Origin of the sequence: Methylobacillus draconifructus (assembly GCF_045984355.1) — a bacterium.
GTDB lineage: Bacteria > Pseudomonadota > Gammaproteobacteria > Burkholderiales > Methylophilaceae > Methylobacillus > Methylobacillus flagellatus_A.
This window is the reverse complement of record NZ_JBJQII010000003.1, coordinates 1-22,601: the sequence shown is the minus strand read 5'-3', so window position 1 is coordinate 22,601 and position 22,601 is coordinate 1. Positions and strand designations below refer to the sequence as shown.

Here is a 22,601-nt window from a genome sequence, read left to right as displayed (position 1 = left end):
TATCCGGCATCAAGTAAAGCACACAATCCATGGAGAATACCATGCGCCAATTTACCGCAATAGCCTTGGGCAGCCTGTTTGCAATGCTGGCTTGCCATGCTTACAGCGTCGAGCTGGACTTGGATGACCCGCTTACCCCGGGCAAACGGGATTCTGAAGTCCAGCCCCCGCCGACCCATAATTCGGACCCTACCAGGGATAAGTTGCAGCGTCCTGTCCGCCCCGATGCCGAGCAAAAAACTCCTGCGCCAAAGTCGCTGCCTAATAAGCGTAAGCCAAGCGATGCGCCCGCGATCGACCCCGATGCCGAACAAATCAACCGCGGAGCCGTGAGCCCGCGTTAAAGGCTTTCATTATTTGCAATTCACCTAGAAAAGGAAGAACAATGGCGGATTATCTGGATAGCGTGACCGGCATTTACCCGACCGTGGATGATGCCCAGAAGGCAGCCCAAGCGTTAATCGACCAAGGCTTTAGCCAGGAGCAGGTGCAAATCGCAATCGGACGCACCGACCATATAGAGCAGGATGAGGACGACAAGGAAACGCTGAAGAATGTCGTCGTGGATAGCGCAATCGGTACCGCGGTGGGTGCCGGGGTAGGCGCCCTCGGGCAATTAGCCATCGTGGCAGCCAATGTCAGCCTGTTTGTAGCCAGTCCGCTGGTGGGCCCTCTATTCATGGTGGGATGGGGGGCGGCCGTTGGCGGCTTCATCGGGGCAGGTAAAGGGATTTCCAACCAGGATCGACGTTACGCTGAGTTGCTAGCGAATGCAGTAGAGAAGGGCCATGCCGTCCTGGTGGCATATGCCAAGACAGAAGCCGAGGCCGAGACTGCGCGCGTAGTGGTGGGGACCTCCATGGAGCAATATGCATAAACTGAGAAACAGGCAAATAAAAAGCCGTCGCATGCGACGGCTTTTTATTTGATCAAATAGACCTTGATCCCTGTCTAATCCTAATCCACCTTGACCTGATGCTCGGCAGCCGACGGCGTGCGGGCCGCGACCCAGACGCCATCCTTGCGCGGCTCCTTGAAGTCGATCGACATCATGACGCTCAAGGCCGTGATGGTCACGATCGAGAACATGAACAGTTTTTTTGCCCAGATCTGGTCGTTGTTCGTCTTGTAGCCGGCCAGTGCCAGACCCAGCCAATAAATGCTGATGACGCCGGCCACCACCAGGTACTGGTTCCCGGTATAGCCGCTGAAGGTCAGCATGATGGTTGCGATCACGAAGGCCACGATATAAATCACGATGTGCTTCTTGGTCGCGAGGATGCCTTTTTTCACGGGCAGGACCGGGATGGCGGCTGCCGTATAATCCTTGAGCCGGAAGATAGCGATAGCGTATGAGTGCGGCATCTGCCAGAGGCTGAAGATCACGAGCAGGATCACCGCGCCCATATCGAACTCGTTGCTGACGGCACAGTAGCCGATCACCGGGGGCGCGGCACCGGACAGGCTGCCGATCAACGTGCCGTAGACCGAGTTGCGCTTCAGGTAGAGGCTATAGGCTCCGACATAGATTGCAAAGCCGAACAGGGACAGCCAGACGGTCAGCATATTGGTGGTGGCGTAGAGCAGGGTAATCCCCGCCACCCCAAGCAGGCAGCCGTAGACCACGGCATTCCTGGCGGGGATGAGGCCGCGCACCAGCACGCGGTTGCGCGTGCGTTCCATCTTGCTGTCGATGTCGCGGTCGATGTAATTGTTGAGGACGCAGCCAGAGGCAATCACCAAAGAGATACCGATGGCGGTTGCCAGGAACAGGGCGAAATCGATTTCGCCCCTTGACGCCAGGAAGAAGCCCCCGGCAACCGAGATCAGGTTGCCGAAGATAATGCCTGGCTTAGTGATGAGTAGGTATTGCTTCATCAATCTGGCTTTTAATGCCTCAACATGTTGTGGTTCAGGTGGAACATGACCCACAGCGAGCCTACCACGACGATCGCGAGAATGATCACGGTGAAGATGAAGGCCGTCACGTTCCAGCTCTGTTCCGACGAGGTGTTCATGTGCAGGAAGTACACGAGGTGCACCACGATCTGTACCACGGCGAACACCAGGATGGTGGCCAGCACGGTGGACGAGGACAACTCGTTAGGGAACATCAACAGCCCGAACGGAATGACCGTCAGGATTACGGAAAGAACAAAGCCAATCAGGTAAGACTTGACGCTGCCGTGGCCTGCGCCAGCGCGCTCAACGTGCCCGTGTGACATTTACAGCACTCCCATCAGATAAACAACAGTAAATACGCAGATCCAGACAATGTCCAGGAAGTGCCAGAACAGGCTCAGGCACATCAGGCGGGTATTGTTGGTGTCGGTCAGGCCCTTGCTCCAGACTTGCGCCATCAGCACTGCCATCCAGATCAGGCCGCAAGTCACGTGCAGGCCGTGGGTGCCGACCAGCGTGAAGAACGCGGACAGGAAGGCGCTGCGGTCGGGACCGAAACCTTCATGGATCAGGTGATGGAACTCGTTGACTTCCATCACGATGAAGCCCAGGCCGAACAGGAAAGTGACGGCGAGCCAGTTCAGCACGGCCTGCTTGTTGCCCTTGTGCTGGGCAATCATGGCAAAGCCGTAGGTGATGCTGCTGAACAGCAGAAGGAAGGTTTCGCCCAGCACGTAGTCGAGCTCGAAGATATCCTTGCCGGTGGGGCCGCCAGCAAAGCTGTGGCTCAGGACCGCATAGGTCGCGAACAGGGTCGCGAACAATATCAAGTCCGTCATCAGGTAAATCCAGAACCCGAATATCTTCGTGGCGCCGGCGTCGTGGTGGTGCGCATGCTCATCGGCATGCGCGTGTTGTGTATGCAAAGTTTGACTAGACATGGTTACGCCTGACTCGCTTGTTTAACTTGAAGGTGCTTGTTTTCAACTGCCGTGACTTCCTCGACCGGCACGTAGTAGTCGATATCCTCGTTGTAGCTACGCGCGATCACGGTCACCAGCATGGCGATGGTGCTGAGGATCACCAGCCACCAGATGTGCCAGATGAAGGCAAAGCCGAACACCAGGCTGAACGCGCTGATGATCACGCCTTCGGAAGCATTCTTGGGCATGTGGATCTTCTCGTACTTGGCAGGTGCCTTGTTGGCGCTGCCGTCCTGCTTCATATCCCACCACGCATCCAGGTCCTTGACCACAGGTACATGGGCGAAGTTATAGAAAGGAGGAGGAGAGGAAGTGGACCATTCCAGCGTGCGGCCGCCCCATGGATCGCCAGTCAGGTCGAGGTTCTGCTTGCGGTCGCGGATGCTGACATACAGCTGGAGCAGTTGCACCAGGATAGCCGCGCCGATAACGAACGCGCCTACCAGGGCAACGTACAGCAACGGCGTCCATGCCGGATTGTCATAGTTGTTGAGGCGGCGTGTCATGCCCATGAAGCCCAGCATGTACAGCGGGATGAAAGCCAGGAAGAAGCCACTGATCCACAGGTAGGCAGCGATACGGCCCAGCTTTTCATTCAGCTTGAAGCCGAACGCCTTGGGGAACCAGTAGACGAAACCAGCCAGGTAGCCGAACACCACGCCGCCGATAATGACGTTATGGAAGTGGGCGATCAGGAACAGGCTGTTGTGCAGCACGAAGTCCGCACCAGGCACTGCCAGCAATACGCCGGTCATGCCGCCGATGGTGAAGGTGATCAGGAAGCCGATGGTCCAGATGATCGGGGTGGAGAACTCGATACGGCCGCGGTACATCGTGAACAGCCAGTTGAAGATCTTCACACCAGTCGGGATCGAGATGATCATGGTGGCAATGCCGAAGAACGCGTTGACGTTGGCGCCTGCGCCCATCGTGAAGAAGTGGTGCAGCCAGACGATAAACGACAGGATGGTGATCACCGCGGTCGCCCATACCAGGGAGGTGTAGCCGAACAGCTTCTTCTTGGTGAAGGTCGCAACGACTTCGGAGAAGATGCCGAAAGCCGGCAGGATCAGGATGTACACTTCAGGGTGGCCCCATATCCAGATGAGGTTGACGTACATCATCTGGTTGCCGCCGAGCTCATTGGTAAAGAAGTGGGTGCCCAGGTAGCGGTCCAGGGTCAGCAATGCAATGGTCGCCGTCAGGACAGGGAAAGCCGCCAGGATCAGGATGTTGGTGCAGAGCGCTGTCCAGGTGAACACGGGCATCTTCATCAGCGTCATGCCGGGCGCGCGCATCTTCATGATGGTCACGAAGAAGTTGACCCCGGTAAGCAAGGTCCCCAGCCCGGAAATCTGCAAGCTCCAGATCCAGTAGTCAACGCCTACGCCTGGGCTGTATTCAATGCCGGAAAGCGGAGGATATGCCAGCCAGCCGGTCTGCGCGAACTCGCCGACGCCGAGCGAAATGTTGATCAGCGCGACACCGACCACGAACAGCCAGAAGCTCAGCGAGTTGAGGAAAGGGTAGGCGACGTCGCGCGCACCGATTTGCAACGGCACGACGATATTCATGAGGCCGACCATGAACGGCATGGCCATGAAGAAAATCATGATGACGCCGTGGGCGGTGAAAATCTGGTCGTAGTGGTGCGGAGGCAGGAAGCCTTCAGCGCCGGCCGAGGCGACTGCCAGCTGGCCGCGCATCATGATGGCGTCGGCAAAGCCGCGCAGCAGCATGATGAGGGCGACGGCGATGTACATGACGCCGATCTTCTTGTGGTCGACAGACGTCAGCCATTCGGACCAGAGCCATTTCCATTTCTTGAAGTGGGTGAGGGCGGCGGCAATGCCTATGCCCAGCACGCCGACGACTGCCAGCGTGATCATGATAATCGGTTCGTGGTAGGGAACCGCTTCCAGGGTTAATTTGCCAAACATTTTTACTCCTTGCCCTCCGAGAGTGAGTGCGCATTCGAACCAGAAGAATGTGTGTACTTCGCGACAATTCCGTCATAGAGATCAGGCGTTACGGTGGAGAAACGCTCAATCGGATTGTTGAAGGAAGCTTTTTCAAGAGCGGTGTACTTGTCAGCATCGAGCGCGGCGCTGGATTGCTTGACTTGCTGTACCCATTCATCGAATTTTTCCTGAGAGGTCACGTTGGCATTGAATTTCATGCCCGAGAAGCCGTGGCCGCTGTAGTTTGCGGATAAGCCGTGGTAGACGCCTTCTTCGTTGGCGATCAGGTGCAAGGTGTTCTTCATGCCGGCCATGGCGTAGATCTGGCTGCCCAGCTGCGGGATGAAGAAGGAGTTCATGACGGACCCGGAAGTCACTTCAAAGCGCACCGGCACATTGGCAGGGAAAGCCAGTTCGTTCACGGTGGCGATGCCTTGTTCCGGATAGATGAACAGCCATTTCCAGTCCAGCGATACGACTTGGACCGTCAGGTGGGGATGCTCGGAATCGATGGGCTGGCGCGGGTCCAGGGAGTGGGTGGTTTTCCAGGTGATGGTGCCGAGAACCAGGATGATGAGGACGGGGATAGTCCAGACAACTGCTTCGATCTTATTGGAGTGCGCCCAGTCTGGGGCGTAGGTGGCTTTGGTGTTGGAAGCGCGATAGCGCCAGGCAAATACGATCGTCATGATGATGACCGGGACCACGACAATCAGCATTAGCAATATCGCGGTGATGATAAGGGATTTTTCTTCAACTCCTATCTGGCCTTTGGGATCGAACAGCACAAAGTCGCAACCGCTTAGCAACAACGTGACACCTAGAGAAGACAATAGACTGAAAAGTCTGGGATATCGCTTTTTTATCATTTCAGCATCTCAACATGTAAAAGACGTATAAAACCACTGCCATACATCCATGGACGGTGTTGTTGCTTACCGCCTAAGGATACCTATCATCGGCTGGTAAGCCGCCGATATCTTGAAGTGTTGCTTGTAAGCGACACTCCAGGCTGGTCATTCAATTGCCACCATCAAACCGTGATTAAGTGAGCAATCCTGGAAGGGGAGGAGTTGCTGCCCCTGACGATCAGTCCCCGACTCCTGGGTTGATCCCCTTACCAACCTTATATTTTATACGATTAAACGAATTAGGCCCACATCAAATAAGGACAATTTCCACTTCGATGGGCAGGGCTTGGATGGCAGCTGAAATAATTTGTTACAACTGTCGCCTGGCGGTAACAGAATGTTACAGATCAGCCTGGCTTAGGCGGTCGGGAGGAACGACCGGGAATAGGTCATTCCGGTGCGACAGTCTTGAATTCCTGCGAGGGCTGCCAGGTGCGGTACCTCAATTCAAAACCTGCCGGGATATATACCACGACAGGCAGCTTGCTGTTGTAGCGCACGACGAAGCCGTTGCCGTTGGCAGCGACGAATTTCGAGGCCTCGGTGCCGGGCGGACAGGCCATCCGGGTGGAAACCGGGCCGTTGATGCTATCCACTTCGTAATAGGGGTAACCCCATCCCTGCACGGTATGCTCGACGAGAGTTGCGCCAAAGCTATGGCGGTTGCAGTCCACCTGCATGGTTTTGCCGACTTGCAGTTCCAATTTGACATCGTGCTCTTCGGCCAATGCCGGCAACTGGATGACATGGCGTTGATAGCCCGCTTCAGCTTTGGGATAGGGGACTTTCTCGTCGACCTTGCCTGCATGGACGCAGCCGTTGAGCATCAGCAGCGCCAGGGCGGCGAGGGCGGTTTGATGGGACTGTAACGGCATGGCCGGGCTCCTCGGGAATGAAGGTAGCGTTACTTTACCCCGGGAACGCGGTTTTGGTAAGCCACGTCGCCAGGTCAGGCATGCCCCGAAAGCTCGACGATTTCCACGACCCAGTAGACCAAGATATAGATGAGAACGGCCGCAATCGCGAAGATGAGGAGTTTATGCATGGCTGTGTCACTGAATGATGAGGTTGACAGTATGGCGTGCACGGCCTGGAGCAGGGTTCCGTCGTTATCTGAAACGCCTGTCGGAAAAACTAACGCAGCCCAAATAAAAATGGCGCCACGTAGTGGCGCCATTGTGATTGGTCTAACAAGTAAGGTTACACGCGCTCGGGGCGGAACGGTTCGAGCACGCAGCGGATTTCCAGTACTTTGGATTCGTTTTCCACGCCTTCTTCCTTGGTGAAGCTCACCTTGGTGTTGCGCGGCGCGGTGTACACCACATTCCCGGCTTTCTTGATCTGCTCTGCGGTGTTTTGCAGGCGGGCGGAACAGGACTCGATATCGTCATGGACGGAAGTCTTCAACAGGTAGTGGTTCTCCAGGTGATCGAAAATCGCAATCACCGTGCTCCACTGCCCGGGTTGGGGATCAAGCTTGGACACGTCTTCAGCGGCATAGGCCTGTGCAGAAAAAGCACCGATCATGGTCAGCGCGGCAAGAGTACGTTTCATCATGTTAGCCTTCCTCATATGGTTATTCATTTATTGGGTGTTGCCAGTCCATCTAGACCGTCTCCGACCCAAAAAGTGCCCGCATCGTTCGTTCGTGCAGTTTCATGCACATATTCTGTGGATAAAATTGTGGGTGCTATCAGGATTGCGGCGCTAAGTGCTTGTGGGGGCAGCGCAAGCCCAGGCTGATCATATTTTCAGCAAGGCTGGAAGCGGTTCCCGGAGTAGTTGGGAACTCCCGGGGAAAACTGTTGTAAAAGGCAGTGTCGAATACAACGATGGCAAATTGATGACATAATGCACCATGGTTTTTGTTCCTGATCTACTCTCTCAAGCCAGCGAGCAAGGGATGCTCGATGTCGAGTCCTGGCTCGCGTCGCTGGACAAGCAATTTACTCCCGAAGAAGTCACGCTCATCCGCAAAAGCGCGGATTTTGCCGCGCCACGCTATGCCGGCCACCATGAAATCACGGCCGTGCCGGTCCTGCACCACGTGCTGGGGGTGGCTTCCATCCTGGCCGGCATGGGCATGGATGCCGAAACCATTGCCGCGACCATTCTCCATGCCTGCCCGGAGCACCTGCCCGAGTGGAAGGCGAAGCTGCAGGAAGCGTTCTCCCCGCAGATCGTGGCGCTGGTCGAGGGTATTGCGCGCATGGAGCAGATCCAGGGCTTCAGCCGGCCTGACATCGGCCATGCCAAGGACCGCAAGAAGGACGGTGAGGCGCAGCAGGCGCAGGTCGAAAGCCTGCGCAAGATGCTGCTTGCCATGGTCGAGGATATCCGCGTCGTCCTGATCAAGCTCGCCGACCGGGTGGAAACCCTGCGCAGCCTCGCAGGCGCGCCTGAAGAAGAGCAGCAGCGCATCGCCCACGAGGCGGAGACGGTTTTCGCGCCGTTAGCCAACCGCCTGGGCATCTGGCATATCAAATGGGAGCTGGAAGACCTGTCCCTGCGCTTCCTCGAGCCAAAGCTATATAAGGAAGTCGCCAAGCTGCTGGCGGAGAAGCGCGTCGGGCGCGAGCAATATATCAAGGAGGTATTGGATGTATTGCAGCAGCACTTGCAGTCCGCGGGCATCCAGGCGGAAATGATGGGGCGCCCCAAGCATATCTACAGCATCGTCAACAAGATGCGGCGCAAGCAGCTTTCCTTCAACGAGCTTTATGACGTACGCGCGGTGCGCATCCTGGTCGACGATATCAAGGATTGCTACGCCGCGCTCGGCTTGATCCACAACCTCTGGCAGCCGATCCCCAAGGAGTTCGACGACTACATCGCGCGTCCCAAGAGCAACAACTACCGCTCGCTGCACACCGTGGTGATCGGGCCGCGCAACCTGCCGCTGGAAATCCAGATCCGCACCCATGAAATGCATCACCACTCCGAGCTGGGCGTGGCGGCGCACTGGCGCTACAAGGAAGGGGGAAAGGCCGACAGCAAGTTTGACGACAAGATCGTCTGGCTGCGGCAGATCCTCGAATGGAAACAGGACGTGTCGGACGACGGTGGCGCCATCGGCCAGTTCAAGAACGAGCTGTTCCAGGACAAGGTCTACGTGCTGACCCCGCAGGGCCGGGTCGTCGATCTGCCGCGCGGCGCGACGCCGGTGGATTTCGCCTATATCCTCCATACCGACCTCGGACACCGCACGCGCGGCGCCAAGGTGGACGGCAGCATTGTGCCGCTCAACTACAAGCTGCAGAACGGCCAACGTGTCGAGATTCTCGCGGCAAAGCAGGGTGCCCCGAGCCGGGATTGGCTGAACCCTAATTTAGGCTACCTGCAAAGCTCGCGCGCCCGCGCCAAAGTGCGGCACTGGTTCCGCTACCAGAACTTTGAGGAGGATGCCGCCCAGGGCCGTTTACGGCTGGACAAGGAGCTGCACCGCCTGGGCGCGGTCGATGTCAACCTGGAAAAAATTTCCCAGAAACTGCATTTTCCCAAGCTGGAAGAGCTGCTGGCGGCGATCGGGCGCGGGGAAGTCGGCGAGCACCAGATCACCCAGGCCGTACAAAGCGAGCTACCGGCCAAGTCTGAGCAGGACGTGCCGTTCCTGCTCAAGTCGAAAAGCGATACCGATTCTTCAGGTGTTTTGGTAGAAGGCGTCGGCAACCTGATGACTTATATGGCAAAGTGCTGCAAACCCGCACCGCCGGATGCGATTATCGGCTACGTGACGCGGGGACGGGGCGTGACCATCCATCGCCAGGCCTGCCCGTTCATCAAGCGCTTGCCTGAGGAAAAACACGGCCGGCTGCTGGCAACGCAATGGGGCAACCGCCAGGAAAAGCTTGCCGGCGTGGATATCGATATCGAGGCCTATGACCGCCAGGGCCTGTTGCGCGACATCAGCGACCTGTTTGCGCGCGAGCGGGTGAATGTGACGCAGGTCAAGACGCAGAGCCGCAACAACCAGGCCAGGATGAGCTTTTCCATCGAGATTGCAGACCTGGACCAGTTGACGAGATTGCTGGCTTTGTTGCACCAAGTGCCTAGCGTGAATTTAGCGAAGCGGCACTTATAACCCTGCTGTAAAACTTATCCAGCTTATAGCGCAGGATAGTCCCTGGGCACGCGCCACAGATACCAGGCGGCGCTGCTGCGGTGCGGGCTCCACGCTATCCCGATGTCCTGCAGGCTGCGCGGGGTGGGAGCAGTGCCCAACCCCTTCATGCGGCGGAATCCCTCGCGTACGCCGAGGTCGTCGACAGGCAGGATGTCGGCGCGCCTCAATGTGTGCATGAGCATCATTTCCACCGTCCAGCGCCCGATTCCCGGCAATGCGGTGAGTTGGGCGATCAACGCCTCGTCCTCCATTGCCAGCGCGGTTGCATGGTCCGGGATGCTTCCCGCGAGCGATGCCTCAGCCAAGCCGGTGATGTACGCGATCTTGCGCCCGGAAAACCCGCAGGCGCGCAATTGCGCGACATCGGTGGCCAGCAATGCGGCAGGCGAGGGGAATTGTCCGCCATGCAACTCCAGCAGCCTGCCGAGAATCGCGGCGGCAGCCTTGCCATGCAGTTGCTGGTAGGCTACCGCCCTGACCAGCGCCTCATAAGGCTCCTGCGTGTCGGGGGCCATGTCGGGCCTGGGGCCTATCGTTTCCACCAGCCTGGCCCAGTCGGGATCGATCGATGCCAGGAACAGGCTGGCTTCTGAAGGGGATTGCATGGATATCAAGCGCTCTCAAGTTGCCGGGGAGAATGGCAGCATAACGCGCTTCGCCAGACAGATGGCGATAAATTCAATCGCAGGAAACACCAAGCCCGCACCTGCCGAGTTTTGCTAGACTGGCTATATGACATGAAAAGACAAAGCTGCTCAGGATGGAGCCAATAACCCCAATGAATTCGGAAGACAAGCCAACGGGCGATAGGCATAAACGCTATGCACGGTGACCTGTTCAACGAGGCATCGATCCCGGCAGCATTTGTCCCCGGCGCCTATATCCTGCGCGGTTTTGCCGGCAAGCAGGACCGTCAGCTCCTGCATGACCTGCAAACCGTATTAGCCCAAGCGCCCTGGCGGCATATGCAGACGCCGGGCGGCCTGGCCATGTCGGTTGCCATGAGCAACTGCGGCCCGCTGGGCTGGGTGTCTGACCGCGCCGGGTACCGTTATGTCGCTCATGATCCCTTGTCCGGCAAGCCATGGCCGGCGATGCCGCCATCCTTTACCGCGCTGGCCCAATCCGCCGCCGCTACTGCCGGGTTCGACCAGTTCGTGCCGGATGCCTGCCTGATCAACCGCTACGAGGCGGGCGCGAAGCTCAGCCTGCACCAGGACAAGGACGAGCAGGATTTCTCGCAGCCTATCGTATCGGTGTCCCTCGGGCTGGCGGCCACTTTACTGTTCGGCGGCCTGCGGCGGAGCGACCCGGTGTTGCGCACCGAGCTCCATCATGGCGATGTCGTGGTCTGGGGCGGCCCGGCCAGGTTGCGCTATCATGGCATCCTGCCGCTCAAGCCAGGCCAGCACCCGTTGACTGGCGATGTACGCATCAACCTGACTTTTCGCACGGCAGGCTAGCGGTCGAGCTATCGTCTAAACCTATCGTCCGAGTTGCGTTTGTTGTTAAATGAAGCCTGTTTCATTCTTGACCACAATAACAAGGAACATGTCATGAAAACCGCTATCGCCTTGCGCCATATCGCGTTCGAGGACCTCGACGGAATTGCGCCTTTGCTCGGCCGCGCAGGTTACGAAGTGCATTACGTCGATACGCCCAATGCCACGGGCACGGAGCTCAAACAGGCGCGCGATGCCGATTTGCTGGTGATATTGGGCGGGCCCATCGGCGTCTATCAGACGGCGGAATTTCCCTTCCTGCAAACGGTGATCGACGTGGCCGAGACTCGCTTGCAACACGGGCAGCCGACATTGGGCATATGCCTGGGCGCGCAGATCATGGCGCGGGCGCTGGGCGCCAAGGTCTATGCCGGAAAAGCGGGCAAGGAGATCGGCTGGAGCCCGTTGAGCCTGACTGCGGAAGGCCGACAATCGCCCTTGGCCGTATTGGGGGAGGGCGAACCGGTGCTGCATTGGCATGGCGATACCTTCGACCTGCCGCAAGGCGCGGTCCGGCTGGCGTCATCAGCGCTTTACGCCAACCAGGCGTTTGCCTATGGCAGGCATGGCTTGGCCTTGCAATTCCATATCGAGGTGACGGCGGCAGGGCTGGAACGCTGGTATGTCGGGCATATCGGCGAGCTGGGCGGATTGTCGATACCGGAGTTGCGCAAGCAGGGACAGGTGCTGGCGCCTCAGCTTGCACCCAAGCTCGAGCAAGTGATCGCGCAATGGCTGGATCAGTTGTCCTGACGCCATGGGTTATCGCACTAACGAATATGGACAGCCGGTCGGGGAACCCGTGCCAGGCTGGACGCCGCGCCCGTTTCCCACCCGCGTTACCTTGCAAGGCCGCTATTGCCGGCTGGAGCCCATAGACGATCGCCACGCGGCAAGCCTGTTTGCCGCATATCAATTGGCAGCCGATAGCCGGGACTGGACTTATATCCCCTTGGAGCGGCCGGAGAAGCTGGACGATTTCCGCGCATATGTCGCGTCATTGCAGGCGTCGGCAGATCCGCAGCATTACGCGATCGTCGATCCTGCCACCGGCCATGCGCTTGGTACGCTCGCCCTGATGCGGGTCGCTCCTGCGGCAGGCTCGGTCGAGGTCGGCTTTGTCGTGTATTCGCCAGTATTGCAGAAGACCACGGCGGCGACCGAGGCCCAGTTCCTGCTGATGCAGTATGTGTTCGATACCCTTGGCTACCGGCGCTATGAATGGAAGTGCGACAGCCTGAACGCGCCTTCCCGGGCTGCCGCGTTGCGGCTGGGCTTCCAGTTCGAGGGCATCTTCCGCCAGGCGGTGGTGTACAAGGGGCGCAACCGAGATACGGCCTGGTTTTCGATCATTGACAGCGAGTGGCCGATACTGTCACGGGTATACCGGCAATGGCTGTCGCCGGATAATATCGATGCGTCAGGCAGGCAGCGTCAGCGCCTGCAGGCCCTCATGCCAGAGCGCAGTCTTGCAGCTGGTTGAGGCGCTGGCCGGGCTGCTGCGCCAGCAACTGCCTCTTGATGCGGGTGAGGGAGTCCAGGTCCTGGTCGGTCAGGCCCAATAGCGGGTTGCACTTGACCAGGCGGTTGAAGCGTTCGGGGAATACGCCGTCGTCCAGCACTAGCCATTCTTGCTGGGTGCCGCAATACTGCAGCCAATCGAAAATCTCGCTCAGGCGCCAGTAGCGGTCATGCGCCTGGTCGCGCGGTCCCGGCGTGACGCCGAGAACCCTGTGCCGTACGTCCTCATTGAATAACTGGCGCAATTCCGCAATGTCCATGCTGTTGCGCCACTTGCTGCTGATCACGATGTTGACTTCGGGATGCTGCCTTAGCCATTGCTCGAGCATCGCGAGCCTGTCGAATTTCTGCCGGCGCTTTCCCGTGGCGTGCAATACGCCGTCGAAGCTGAGGAAAAGAATCATCAGGTTGAGCCTGTATTTGAGTGCACGGGGAGTGTGCGCCTTCAATATGAAACCCATATGACAAGCGCAGGCATCGTCAGATTATTGTCAGCCGGGGTTAAGGTTGATGTATGGACCGCCTGCCTACAATCCGGCCATCATGCAGAACATATGGAACCGTTTGCTGTGCATGGCCGTGCTGGCATCGTCTGGATGGGCCGTAACTCCTTTGCAGGCGGCAGAGCCTGAACCGTTGACCCTGCGCCAGCTGGCGCAGGAGCTGCGCGCGCGCAATCCCCAGTTCGTGCAGGCGGAGCAGGAGCGCGTGCAGATCGAGGCGCGCATCCCGCAGGCGCTGGCATGGGACCGGCCCATGATCGGCATGGAGCAAGCGCCGTTGCCGCGCAGCCCGCTCAATATCAACCGCTCCCAGGGCATGAGTTATCGCTTGACCCAGACCATGTCGTTCCCGGGCAAGAAGCGCCTGGCCGCCGACATCCTGGAAGCCGAGGCAGGCAGCGCAAGCGCGCAGATCGACGGCTTGTACGTCGGCCTGCTGGCGGAATTGAAGCGCCAGTATTACCAGTTGCTCGCCCTGCAGCAACAGGCCGACATCAACCACAATACTCTGGAGCGCCTCAACCAGATCAAGCAGGTGGCCAAGGTGCGCTATGCCAACAATGCCGCGGCATTCGTGGAGTACATGAATGCCCAGGTGGCGCACGGCAGTGCGGAAAACGACATCTACCAGACCCAGCGCCAGATCGAGCAGACCCTGCAGGGGCTGAACACTTTGATCGGGCGCGACCCAGCTCAGCCTCTTGCTGTCACAACCGAGACATGGTCGGAATTGGAACTGCCGCCGTTGGCTGAGTTGACCAGCCGGGCACAGGGGCTGCACCCCAATTTGCGCGATTCGGCCTACCGATTGCAAGCGGCGCGCAAAAGCCTGGACCTGGCGAAAAAAGCCTACTACCCGGACCTGCAGCTCATCCTCACCAAGCACAGCAACAACCCGCCCTACGGCCTGGCGGGCAATGAATACGGCGTGGAGGTGGACTTGATCCTGCCGACCTGGTTCTTCGAGCGCGAGAAAGCAGGCGTCAGCGAGGCCAATGCAGGCGTGATTTCCGCCCTGGCCGGGGCGGAGCTGGCTTGGCGCCAGGTGCAACTGGGGATTGCCAATGCCTACAGCCAGGTGCAGCAGGTCATCAAGGAAAAGGAGCTGTTGCAGCAGCGCCGCTTGCCGGAAGCGCAAGCCGCTTACCGCCTCGCCTTGAACGGCTATGCAAACAACGCCGGGGATTTCAACGGGCTATTGCTGGCGCAGCAGAACCTGCGCGACACCGAGCTGTCAGCCGCCTGGGTCGATAGCGCGCTGCAGCAAGCCAAGGCCGCGCTGGATGCGGCAATAGGGCAGGGGATGGAATCGCCATGAAGCGCCTCTTGTTGCCGCTGGCATTTATGTCGGGCGTAGGGCTGGGAGGCTGGCTGATTCCGTGGACATCAACCACGTCGCTCGAGCCGGAAGCCGTCAGCCAACCAGCGCAGAAAGAAGAAGCGCTGCGCGCGGACAAGGTTGCTGCGGATTTCTTTGCCAGTGCCTTGCCCGAGCAGCGCGAAATCGATGAGGTGGTGCCCTTGATGGGGCGGCTGGCGTTCAATGCCGAGAAGATACACCTGGTATCGGCGCGCATCGCCGGCAGGCTGGACCGCATCTTGGTGTTCGAGGGCGCACAGGTGCAGCAGGGGCAGCCGTTGGCGGCGCTTTACAGTCCCGAATACGTTTCAGCGCAAAACGAACTGCTGCTGGCGCGCAATACCTGGCGTACCTTGCAGGCCAGCAAGGCGACGCAGGAACTGGCGCAGGATGCCGAGTCCACGCTGCAATCCGCGCGCGAGCGCATGCGGGTGATGGGCGCTTCCGAGCAGGATATTGCCGTCCTGGAGCAAAGCGGGCGGGTCAATGAGCACCTGTTGCTGCGCGCGCCGATCAGCGGCGTGGTCACGCAGCGCAACCTCGACCCGGGCGCTTTCATCAACCTGGGCGACAGCTTCATGTCGCTCGCCGACACTTCCACGCTTTGGTTTTTCGGCAACGTCTATGAACAGGATTACCAGCGCATCCGCCAGGGGCAGCCATTGCAGCTTGAGGTGCAGGCGCTGCCCGGCAAGCGCTATAGCGCGCGCGTCGATATCCTGTCTCCCACCTTGGACGTGGAAACCAATACGTTGCGCGTGCGTTGCCTGGTGGCGAATGACGGCGCATTGCGCCCGGACTTGTTCGCCACGGCCAGCCTCAATGTCGGCAAGCGTCCGGCATTGCTGGTGCCGGTCGATGCCGTGGTGCGCTCGCAGCAGGTGGATTACCTGATCGTGGAAACGCCTGACGGCAATTACCGCAGGCGGCAGGTAAGCGTCAGGCCGTACCGGGAAGGCCTGGTTGCGGTCACGGAAGGCTTGTCCGCCAACGAGAAGGTGGTGGTGCGCGGCGCAACCCTGCTCAACCAGAAGCTCTCGGGAGCCATGTAGTGCAGGCAACCGGCGCCTTCATCGCGGGCGTATTGCGCCGGCGCCTGCTCATTCTCGGGCTGTCGATCGGCTTGCTGGTGCTCGGCTACATCAGCTTCACCAAGCTGCCGATCGAGCCTTATCCGAATATCTCGCCGCTCAACGTGCAGGTGATCACCCAATGGCAGGGACGCGGCACCAACGAGGTGGAGCGGCAGATCACCGTGCCGGTGGAAACCGCGCTCGCCAACCTGCCCAGGCTCAAGACCTTCCGTTCGGTATCGCTGTTCGGCCTGTCGGTGGTGACGCTGCAATTCGAGGACGGCACGGATTCCTTCACCGCGCGGCAGAACGTGCAGCTGCACCTGGATAGCGCCTCATTGCCGGACGGCGTGCAGAGCGAGCTGAGCCCGGATGCGGACGCCCTGGGAGAGGTGTTGCGCTATCGCGTGGCCTCGGAGAGCGGCGACGATGTCATGGTGCTCAAGTCCTTCCAGGACTGGGAAATCTACCGCCAGCTCAAAACCGTGCCCGGCATTGCCGACATCAACGGCTTTGGCGGCCCGACCAAGCAATACCAGGTGCTGCCCGACATCCGCAAGCTGCAATCCTACAATATCTCGCTCAACGAGCTGGTCGAGGCGCTGAGCAACGCCAACGCCAATGCGGGCGGCGGCAACCTGCGGGCAGGGGAGCAGCAGTACGTGGTGCGCGGCATCGGCCTGATCAAGACCCTGCAGGATGTGCGCAATATCGTGATCGTCTCGCGCAACGGCCTGCCGGTCCGCGTGGGCGACGTGGCGCGCGTGGAGTTCGGTTTCGCGCCGCGACTGGGCGTGGTGCAATACAACCAGGACCCGGACGCGGTGGAAGGCATTGTGCTGATGCGGCGCGGCGGCAATGCCTCGGAAATGCTGGAGCGCGTCCACCACAAGGTGGACGAGATCAACAGCGGCGGCATCCTGCCGCAAGGCATCAAGCTGGAGCCTTTCTACGATAGGCAGGAGCTGCTGGACTTGACCATGGGCACGGTGCACCACACCTTGCTGTTCGGCATGGCGCTGGTATTGATCGTGCTGTTCGTCTTTCTCGGCAGCCTGCGCGCGGCATTGGCCGTGGCCTTGGTGATCCCGCTAGCGCTCAGCGTTTCTTTCGCCGGCATGGTATTGGCTATTCCCGCCAACCTGATCTCGCTGGGCGCGATTGATTTCGGCCTGATCGTCGATGCGGCGGTGATCGTGATCGAGAACATCATGCGCCGCATGGAAAACGGCACCAGCAACCTGCGCCAGACCATCGTCGCGGCAGCGGCGGAAGTGCAGCGCCCGATGATCTTCTCCACCATGATCATCATCATGGCCTATGCGCCGCTGTTCATCATGGGCGGCGTGGAAGGCAAGATCTTCCATCCCATGGCCTACACCATGGGTCTTGCCTTGCTCGCCTCCATGGTGCTGAGCCTGACCTTCATCCCCTCGGCGGCTTCATTCCTGTTCAAGCCCGACAAGCTCGAGCATCGCCCGGGCATGATCAACGTCCTGGTCAAGCTCTACCGTCCCGTATTGGCAAGATTGCTGCGCAACCCCGGCCTGGTGGCGCTGGCAGCCTTGCTGGCTTTTTCCGTCGCCTTGTTCGGCGCCAGCCGGCTGGGCACCAGCTTCCTGCCAACATTGGAGGAAAACAACCTCTGGCTGCGCATCAGCCTGCCCAATACGGTGGACCTGCAATATTCCTCAGGCTTCGCCACCCAGGTGCGCGGCTACCTGCGCGAACAGCCGGAAGTGAAGACCGTCGTGGCCCAGATCGGCCGCCCGGACGACGGCACCGACGCCACCGGGGTGTTCAACGTCGAGTTCGGGGTGTACCTGAAAAAGCCCGAACTGTGGCCGCAAGGCGTCACGCGCAGCGACCTGGTACGCCGGGTGGAAGCCTATCTGCAACAGGTCCCCGGCATCGAGTACAACTTCTCGCAATACATCCAGGACAATGTGGCGGAAGCCTTGTCGGGAGTGAAAGGGGAGAACTCGGTCAAGATTTTCGGCGACGACCTGGATGTGCTGCATGAAAAAGCGCTGGAAGTGCAGGCCATCCTGCAAGGCATCAAGGGCATGAGCGATGTCGGCATCTTCCGCGAACTGGGGCAGCCGACCATGAATATCCGCGTCGACCGCGCAGCCAGCGCGCGTTTCGGCCTCAATGTGGCCGATGTGCAGGCGCTGGTGGTGAACGCCATCGGCGGCAACCCGATCAGCAAAGTGCTGGAAGGCGAGCGTACCTTCGACCTTGCCTTGCGATTCCCCGAAGGCCAGCGCAACCGCCTGGACCTGATCCAGCGCCTGTTCGTCGATACGCCGGACGGGCAGCGCATCCCGCTCTCCATGGTGGCGCAGGTGGAGCTCAGCGACGGCCCGTTCTTCATCTACCGAGAATCCGGGCGGCGCTTCATCGCCATCCGCTTCGGCGTGCGCGACCGCGACCTGGGCAGCGCCGCGGCCGAGGCGCAAAAGCTGGTGGCGGAGCAGGTCGAGCTGCCGCGCGGATACCGCACGCAGTGGGACGGGCAGTTCAACCAGATGAAGGAGGCGCACAAGAAGCTGGCCGTCATCGTACCGCTGACCCTGCTGGCGATCTTCATCATGCTGTATTCCGCGTTCGGTTCCGCCAAGGATGCCAGCCTGGTGCTGCTCAACGTGCCGTTCGCCACCATCGGCGGCATTGCCGCGCTCTATCTTGCAGGAGAGGAGCTTTCCATCTCCGCCGGCATCGGCTTTCTCTCGCTGTTCGGCATCGCCATCCAGGATGGCGTGATCCTGATCTCGTATATCAAGAGTTTGTATAATCAGGGGGAGCATGCGCTGGACGAGGCTATTCTCGAAGGCGCCGCCATGCGCCTGCGCCCGGTGTTGATGACGGCGATGCTGGCCGGCCTGGGCCTACTGCCCGCCGCCTTGTCGCATGCGATCGGCTCGCAGGCGCAGCGCCCGCTGGCGCTGGTGATCGTGGGCGGCATGGTCACGACCACCTTGTTGACCCTGCTGGTGCTGCCCGTGGTGTTCGGCTGGATTTACCGCCATTATCCCAGGAGCGTCAGTACCCAGAGTGCTTACTAAGCCTGTTAACCTAAGGAAAACCATGCGCATATTGGTTGTTGAAGACGATGCCATCCTCGCCGAGGGCACTTGCGAGTCGCTCTCCAAGGCGGGCTATGCCGTCGACCTGGCGGAAACCGGTACCAAGGCCAACGCCATGATAGAAGCCGGGCATTACGACATGCTGCTGCTCGACATCGGCCTGCCGGGCATGGACGGCTTCGAGGTGCTGCGCCGCCTGCGCAAGCACAACAGCAGCATTCCCGTCCTCATTATCTCTGCGCGCGACGATGTCGATTTCCGCATTTACGGCCTGGACCTCGGCGCGGACGACTTCATGCTCAAGCCCTTCGTGCTTGCGGAACTGCATGCGCGCACCCGCGCCTTGCTGCGCCGCCATACATTGAGCGAGCGCAACACCCTGGCCTGCGGCAAGCTGGTGGTGGACCTCGGCGCCCAGCGCGCCAGCGTCGACGGCGAGCCGATCGAACTCTCGATCCGCGAATGGGACGTGCTGGTCTACCTGTTGCGCAATCTCGGTAAAGTAGTGCGCAAGGAGGCCATCATCGAAACCCTGTGCGACTGGAAGACGGACATCAGCCTCAACGCGGTGGAAGTCTATATCTCGCGCCTGCGCAGCAAGCTGGACGCCCATGGCATCCAGATCCGCACCGTGCGCGGCTTCGGCTATCTGCTGGAAGAACCGGCGCCATGAAAGCGGCCAACAGCCTACGGCGCAAGCTGCTGCGCTGGCTGCTGGTCGCGCTGAGCGCGCTGGTGGCCGTCGGCATCCTCACCGACTACTTCATGGCGCTCGAGCCTGCGCGCGAAGTGTACGACCAGCACCTGCTCAAGCTGGCGTACAACCTGGAGCGCTCGCTGCCGAACGACCCTAGCAAGTGGCATGAGGCCTATCCGCAAATCGAGCGCACCCTGTTGCGCAGCGAGCAGGATAGCTACGATGCGGCAAAGGCTGCCATCTTCGATCTCCAAGGCCAATTCCTGGCAGGCGTGGCAGGCCTGCCCATCCAGCTTCCCTCCGCCGACAACAAGCCTTATTTCTACGAGGCCGAATATCAGGGCGACCCGATCCGCGTCGTCGCCATCAAGAGCCCATCACTGGATGCCGTGCTCTACCTGGCGGAAACTACCTACAAGCGCAACCGTCTGGTGCAGAAGACGCTGATCCACATGATCGTGCCCGAACTCATTTTCGCGATTTTCTCTATCGTCGTGCTCTGGATCGGGGTAGGGCGGGGCCTGCAGCCGTTGGCGCAAATCCGCGCCCAGATCAACGCGCGCTCCGAAACCGACCTCAGTCCCATGGACGAAGGCAAGGCCCCGGTGGAAGTCCGCGAGATCATCGTCGCGCTCAACTCATTGCTGGCACGGCTCGACCATTCCCTCAAGCTGCAAAACCAGTTCCTGGCCAATGCCGCACACCAGTTGCGTACCCCGCTGGCAGGCTTGCAGATGCAGCTTGAACTGGCCTCCGAACAAAGCCCGGAAGAAAGAATGCAGTCTCATGAACGTATGGTGGTGAGCACCCGGCGCATCGTGCGTCTTGCCAACCAGCTATTGGCGTTGGCGCGTGCGGAAGGAGAGGGCGAAGTCAACAAGTTCGCCGAGCTGGACATCAGCAACGCGATCGAGGCGATGGCGACGGAATGGCTGGCGCGCGCCGATGCGAAAAGCATAGACTTGGGCTTCGACCTGCATCCCGCCAAGGTCAGCGGCAGCCTGTGGCAAATCCAGGAAATGCTCGCCAACCTAGTCGACAATGCCCTGCGCTACACCCCCATGCAAGGCAATATCACCATCCGCTGCAGGCAGCAGGAGCAAGAGGTCGTGATCGAAGTGGAAGACAACGGCCCCGGCATCCCGCCGGATCAGCGCGAGCACGTATTCAACCGTTTCTATCGCCTGGACGAAGGCCCAGAGGGCTGCGGTCTTGGCCTATCCATCGTCCGCGAAATCGTGCGGCGTCATGACGGAAAAGTTGTTCTGAGTACACCGCTGAGCAAGCGAGGCACCTTGGTCCAGATCACTTTGCCGGCCGTAGAAACGTTTAAAAGCATTGTTTAAGCGCGGTTGAAGCGTAGCTGGCATCAGGTGGTGGGTAACAGCTTCTTACATGGAGTTTCTCCGCTTTCCTAATGTCGTTACCCGCGCCGGCTCGTAACATTGGACTTTCTCTTCTATTTTATGGAAAGGGGTTCATCATGGATACCACCTGGATTCTCGTTGCTGATAGCAGCCGCGCTCGCATTTTTGAGATGCAAGCTCATCATGCGCCTACCGAGATCATGGATTTAAGGAACGGGGCTGGCCAACTTCAAAATAGAGAGCTGAGAACGGATGGCAAGGGTCGCTTTTTTGGTAGCGCTGGCACGCAAGGCAATACGTATGAGCCTGTTGTGACGCCTAAAGCACATGAAGCATCCTTGTTCGCCGAAGAGGTCAATCAATATCTCACTGAACACTATAATCATCACCATTTTTCAAGATTACAGGTGATTGCCCAACCAAAATTCCTGGGGTTGTTACGCGATAAGCTGAATGACCAAGTGCGCAAACTGGTGGTGGAAGAAGTTTCCAAAGACTTGTCCAAAGCCAGCGTGGAGGATATCCAGCAGCAAGTCAGCAATCTGCATTGATACAAAACGGCGGTTTAGGTTGCCCGCTTAAGCCTTTTATAAGAGTAGACCGTCGGTCAGCCCTGCCTGAGCGATCTTTTTTTACCTGAACTGCCCCAAACTACTATTGCGGACAAGAGGTCGAATCGGCATTTCTTTTCCTGAAGGACCGTGTTTGCCAAGAAGGGAATCACTTCTGGAATAAGCGTGGGCTTGAGATTTATCATTTCGCGCTACTCAACCATGACCGTCAAGTGATAGAATACGCGCTGCTCCATTCGGGGCTTCTCAAGCATCTCCTGCCCGGGTGGTGAAATTGGTAGACACAAGAGACTTAAAATCTCTCGCCCTTTGGGCGTGCCGGTTCGATTCCGGCCCCGGGCACCAAATCAATTGCTTAGATTGTTTTCCCGCATCCTGAAGCTTTCCATTTTCTAACGGTGCCAACTTCGTATCAGCTTGAGCATCTTTAGTTTTTCATGGCAGGTTTGGTGCAGCATGTGTGATAACTGACATTGCGGCGGATTGATATTGATAACATCGTACCGCTAGCTATAACAACCACTTAAAGTTGATTTGGCATAGAAAGAAGCCTACCGCAAACTACCGATAGGCTTCTTTAATTTTATTAAAGCAGATTAAGCCTTTTTACGTCGCGCTGCAAATCCCAAAAGACCAACACCAGCGAGCAACATGGCATAGGTGCTTGGTTCCGGTACTGGTGCGGTGACGAATTTCACTTCGCTCAAACCTACCCAAGGCCATTGGGAGTCAAAGTTTGTCAGAATATCGAATTGCACATAGCGGGCTGTTGCGGTGAAGTCCACTACTTGCGCAGGAATATCGCCGCCTGTGGAAACGGCCAGTGTGCGCAGATCGCCAACGGTTTCGAAGGTGATGCCATCGTTGGATACTTTGATGTAGAAGTCCTTAACGCCGCGGTTGTAATCGATTGAATCGCCCCCACTTTCCTAGACAGCTCAAGAGCCTCAAACTATGGAAGTTGAGGAGACATCATGAGCAAGCAACAACGTTACACCGAAGAATTCAAACAGGCCGCCGTCAAGCAAGTCACTGAA

Annotated in this window: 22 protein-coding genes and 1 tRNA gene; 13 read left to right on the top strand and 10 right to left on the bottom strand. The window is 58.8% G+C overall.

The annotated features are described in order from the left end of the window. Positions 1 to 41 precede the first annotated feature (41 nt). The gene (locus ACJSDX_RS06605) at positions 42 to 344 is read left to right on the top strand and encodes a hypothetical protein (protein ID WP_407994030.1); all 303 of its coding nucleotides are present in this window, start codon (positions 42 to 44) and stop codon (positions 342 to 344) included. A gap of 41 nt (positions 345 to 385) precedes the next feature. Continuing rightward, positions 386 to 877, top strand: coding sequence for a hypothetical protein (locus ACJSDX_RS06600; RefSeq protein ID WP_309565080.1), 492 nt, complete (start codon positions 386 to 388; stop codon positions 875 to 877). A gap of 80 nt (positions 878 to 957) precedes the next feature. Here ACJSDX_RS06600 and cyoE read toward each other — a convergent pair whose 3' ends face one another. The 7 genes from cyoE to ACJSDX_RS06565 form a co-directional block, all read right to left on the bottom strand. Continuing rightward, positions 958 to 1,878, bottom strand: coding sequence for a heme o synthase (gene cyoE, locus ACJSDX_RS06595; RefSeq protein WP_407994029.1), 921 nt, complete (start codon positions 1,876 to 1,878; stop codon positions 958 to 960). An 11-nt stretch (positions 1,879 to 1,889) separates the two neighbouring features. Next, a complete protein-coding gene (locus ACJSDX_RS06590; protein ID WP_407994028.1) occupies positions 1,890 to 2,225 on the bottom strand; it encodes a cytochrome o ubiquinol oxidase subunit IV in 336 nt (111 codons plus the stop codon). Continuing rightward, entirely contained in the window at positions 2,226 to 2,843 is a 618-nt protein-coding gene (locus ACJSDX_RS06585; RefSeq protein WP_309565083.1) for a cytochrome o ubiquinol oxidase subunit III, read from the bottom strand. It lies immediately after the preceding gene. Between the two features lie 2 nt (positions 2,844 to 2,845). Continuing rightward, the gene (gene cyoB, locus ACJSDX_RS06580) at positions 2,846 to 4,825 is read right to left on the bottom strand and encodes a cytochrome o ubiquinol oxidase subunit I (protein ID WP_309565084.1); all 1,980 of its coding nucleotides are present in this window, start codon (positions 4,823 to 4,825) and stop codon (positions 2,846 to 2,848) included. A 2-nt stretch (positions 4,826 to 4,827) separates the two neighbouring features. Then, positions 4,828 to 5,715: a ubiquinol oxidase subunit II gene (gene cyoA, locus ACJSDX_RS06575; RefSeq protein ID WP_309565085.1), complete on the bottom strand. Its 888-nt coding sequence runs from the start codon at positions 5,713 to 5,715 to the stop codon at positions 4,828 to 4,830. A 431-nt stretch (positions 5,716 to 6,146) separates the two neighbouring features. Continuing rightward, positions 6,147 to 6,632 carry a serine protease inhibitor ecotin gene (eco, locus tag ACJSDX_RS06570; protein ID WP_407994027.1) on the bottom strand — a complete coding sequence of 162 codons (486 nt, stop codon included), beginning with the start codon at positions 6,630 to 6,632 and terminating at the stop codon, positions 6,147 to 6,149. A gap of 325 nt (positions 6,633 to 6,957) precedes the next feature. Further along, on the bottom strand, positions 6,958 to 7,314 hold the full coding sequence (locus ACJSDX_RS06565) for a hypothetical protein (RefSeq protein ID WP_309565087.1): 357 nt from the start codon (positions 7,312 to 7,314) through the stop codon (positions 6,958 to 6,960). Between the two features lie 301 nt (positions 7,315 to 7,615). Here ACJSDX_RS06565 and ACJSDX_RS06560 point away from each other — a divergent pair, with 301 nt between their 5' ends. Beyond that, positions 7,616 to 9,838, top strand: a complete 2,223-nt coding sequence (locus ACJSDX_RS06560; protein ID WP_407994026.1) for a RelA/SpoT family protein — start codon at positions 7,616 to 7,618, stop codon at positions 9,836 to 9,838. 23 nt (positions 9,839 to 9,861) lie between these two features. Here ACJSDX_RS06560 and ACJSDX_RS06555 read toward each other — a convergent pair whose 3' ends face one another. Beyond that, the gene (locus tag ACJSDX_RS06555; protein ID WP_407994025.1) at positions 9,862 to 10,485 is read right to left on the bottom strand and encodes a DNA-3-methyladenine glycosylase family protein; all 624 of its coding nucleotides are present in this window, start codon (positions 10,483 to 10,485) and stop codon (positions 9,862 to 9,864) included. Between the two features lie 216 nt (positions 10,486 to 10,701). On the opposite strand from ACJSDX_RS06555, the gene alkB reads away from it, so the two are divergent. From alkB to ACJSDX_RS06540, 3 genes are all read left to right on the top strand, one after another. Further along, positions 10,702 to 11,343 carry a DNA oxidative demethylase AlkB gene (gene alkB / locus ACJSDX_RS06550; protein WP_407994024.1) on the top strand — a complete coding sequence of 214 codons (642 nt, stop codon included), beginning with the start codon at positions 10,702 to 10,704 and terminating at the stop codon, positions 11,341 to 11,343. A gap of 93 nt (positions 11,344 to 11,436) precedes the next feature. Further along, complete coding sequence (locus tag ACJSDX_RS06545) at positions 11,437 to 12,135, top strand: glutamine amidotransferase (RefSeq protein ID WP_407994023.1); 699 nt, start codon at positions 11,437 to 11,439, stop codon at positions 12,133 to 12,135. A 4-nt stretch (positions 12,136 to 12,139) separates the two neighbouring features. Further along, positions 12,140 to 12,865 (top strand): GNAT family N-acetyltransferase, encoded by a 726-nt coding sequence (locus ACJSDX_RS06540; RefSeq protein ID WP_407994022.1) that lies wholly within the window; start codon positions 12,140 to 12,142, stop codon positions 12,863 to 12,865. Here ACJSDX_RS06540 and ACJSDX_RS06535 read toward each other — a convergent pair. Then, a complete protein-coding gene (locus ACJSDX_RS06535; protein ID WP_309565093.1) occupies positions 12,834 to 13,307 on the bottom strand; it encodes an HAD domain-containing protein in 474 nt (157 codons plus the stop codon). The two genes, ACJSDX_RS06540 and ACJSDX_RS06535, sit on opposite strands and share 32 nt — an antisense overlap. A gap of 139 nt (positions 13,308 to 13,446) precedes the next feature. On the opposite strand from ACJSDX_RS06535, the gene ACJSDX_RS06530 reads away from it, so the two are divergent. The 7 genes from ACJSDX_RS06530 to ACJSDX_RS06500 all read left to right on the top strand — a co-directional run bounded on the left by ACJSDX_RS06530 (position 13,447) and on the right by ACJSDX_RS06500 (position 21,909). Further along, positions 13,447 to 14,724: a TolC family protein gene (locus ACJSDX_RS06530; protein WP_407994021.1), complete on the top strand. Its 1,278-nt coding sequence runs from the start codon at positions 13,447 to 13,449 to the stop codon at positions 14,722 to 14,724. Continuing rightward, the gene (locus tag ACJSDX_RS06525) at positions 14,721 to 15,818 is read left to right on the top strand and encodes an efflux RND transporter periplasmic adaptor subunit (protein WP_407994020.1); all 1,098 of its coding nucleotides are present in this window, start codon (positions 14,721 to 14,723) and stop codon (positions 15,816 to 15,818) included. The genes ACJSDX_RS06530 and ACJSDX_RS06525 overlap by 4 nt, the downstream gene beginning before the upstream one ends. Continuing rightward, positions 15,818 to 18,907, top strand: a complete 3,090-nt coding sequence (locus tag ACJSDX_RS06520; RefSeq protein ID WP_407994019.1) for an efflux RND transporter permease subunit — start codon at positions 15,818 to 15,820, stop codon at positions 18,905 to 18,907. Before ACJSDX_RS06525 ends, ACJSDX_RS06520 begins: the two co-directional genes overlap by 1 nt. Before the next feature lie 22 nt (positions 18,908 to 18,929). Further along, positions 18,930 to 19,601 (top strand): response regulator, encoded by a 672-nt coding sequence (locus ACJSDX_RS06515; RefSeq protein WP_407994018.1) that lies wholly within the window; start codon positions 18,930 to 18,932, stop codon positions 19,599 to 19,601. Next, positions 19,598 to 20,971 carry a sensor histidine kinase gene (locus ACJSDX_RS06510; protein ID WP_407994017.1) on the top strand — a complete coding sequence of 458 codons (1,374 nt, stop codon included), beginning with the start codon at positions 19,598 to 19,600 and terminating at the stop codon, positions 20,969 to 20,971. The genes ACJSDX_RS06515 and ACJSDX_RS06510 overlap by 4 nt, the downstream gene beginning before the upstream one ends. Positions 20,972 to 21,108: 137 nt before the next feature. Then, entirely contained in the window at positions 21,109 to 21,543 is a 435-nt protein-coding gene (locus ACJSDX_RS06505) for a host attachment protein (RefSeq protein WP_407994016.1), read from the top strand. Positions 21,544 to 21,823: 280 nt separating this feature from the next. After that, positions 21,824 to 21,909, top strand: a tRNA-Leu gene (locus tag ACJSDX_RS06500). A gap of 251 nt (positions 21,910 to 22,160) precedes the next feature. Here ACJSDX_RS06500 and ACJSDX_RS06495 read toward each other — a convergent pair. After that, positions 22,161 to 22,349, bottom strand: a complete 189-nt coding sequence (locus tag ACJSDX_RS06495) for a PEP-CTERM sorting domain-containing protein (RefSeq protein ID WP_407994015.1) — start codon at positions 22,347 to 22,349, stop codon at positions 22,161 to 22,163. Positions 22,350 to 22,601 lie beyond the last annotated feature (252 nt).

Coding starts and splice junctions, on each gene's coding strand:
- ACJSDX_RS06505 (WP_407994016.1), top strand. CDS start 21,109: ATGGATACCACCTGGATTCTCGTTGCTGATAGCAGCCGCGCTCGCATT.
- ACJSDX_RS06605 (WP_407994030.1), top strand. CDS start 42: ATGCGCCAATTTACCGCAATAGCCTTGGGCAGCCTGTTTGCAATGCTG.
- ACJSDX_RS06565 (WP_309565087.1), bottom strand. CDS start 7,314: ATGATGAAACGTACTCTTGCCGCGCTGACCATGATCGGTGCTTTTTCT.
- ACJSDX_RS06525 (WP_407994020.1), top strand. CDS start 14,721: ATGAAGCGCCTCTTGTTGCCGCTGGCATTTATGTCGGGCGTAGGGCTG.
- ACJSDX_RS06600 (WP_309565080.1), top strand. CDS start 386: ATGGCGGATTATCTGGATAGCGTGACCGGCATTTACCCGACCGTGGAT.
- cyoE (WP_407994029.1), bottom strand. CDS start 1,878: ATGAAGCAATACCTACTCATCACTAAGCCAGGCATTATCTTCGGCAAC.
- ACJSDX_RS06515 (WP_407994018.1), top strand. CDS start 18,930: ATGCGCATATTGGTTGTTGAAGACGATGCCATCCTCGCCGAGGGCACT.
- cyoB (WP_309565084.1), bottom strand. CDS start 4,825: ATGTTTGGCAAATTAACCCTGGAAGCGGTTCCCTACCACGAACCGATT.
- ACJSDX_RS06545 (WP_407994023.1), top strand. CDS start 11,437: ATGAAAACCGCTATCGCCTTGCGCCATATCGCGTTCGAGGACCTCGAC.
- ACJSDX_RS06555 (WP_407994025.1), bottom strand. CDS start 10,485: ATGCAATCCCCTTCAGAAGCCAGCCTGTTCCTGGCATCGATCGATCCC.
- eco (WP_407994027.1), bottom strand. CDS start 6,632: ATGCCGTTACAGTCCCATCAAACCGCCCTCGCCGCCCTGGCGCTGCTG.
- ACJSDX_RS06560 (WP_407994026.1), top strand. CDS start 7,616: ATGGTTTTTGTTCCTGATCTACTCTCTCAAGCCAGCGAGCAAGGGATG.
- alkB (WP_407994024.1), top strand. CDS start 10,702: ATGCACGGTGACCTGTTCAACGAGGCATCGATCCCGGCAGCATTTGTC.
- ACJSDX_RS06510 (WP_407994017.1), top strand. CDS start 19,598: ATGAAAGCGGCCAACAGCCTACGGCGCAAGCTGCTGCGCTGGCTGCTG.
- ACJSDX_RS06535 (WP_309565093.1), bottom strand. CDS start 13,307: ATGATTCTTTTCCTCAGCTTCGACGGCGTATTGCACGCCACGGGAAAG.
- cyoA (WP_309565085.1), bottom strand. CDS start 5,715: ATGATAAAAAAGCGATATCCCAGACTTTTCAGTCTATTGTCTTCTCTA.
- ACJSDX_RS06540 (WP_407994022.1), top strand. CDS start 12,140: ATGGGTTATCGCACTAACGAATATGGACAGCCGGTCGGGGAACCCGTG.
- ACJSDX_RS06585 (WP_309565083.1), bottom strand. CDS start 2,843: ATGTCTAGTCAAACTTTGCATACACAACACGCGCATGCCGATGAGCAT.
- ACJSDX_RS06590 (WP_407994028.1), bottom strand. CDS start 2,225: ATGTCACACGGGCACGTTGAGCGCGCTGGCGCAGGCCACGGCAGCGTC.
- ACJSDX_RS06530 (WP_407994021.1), top strand. CDS start 13,447: ATGCAGAACATATGGAACCGTTTGCTGTGCATGGCCGTGCTGGCATCG.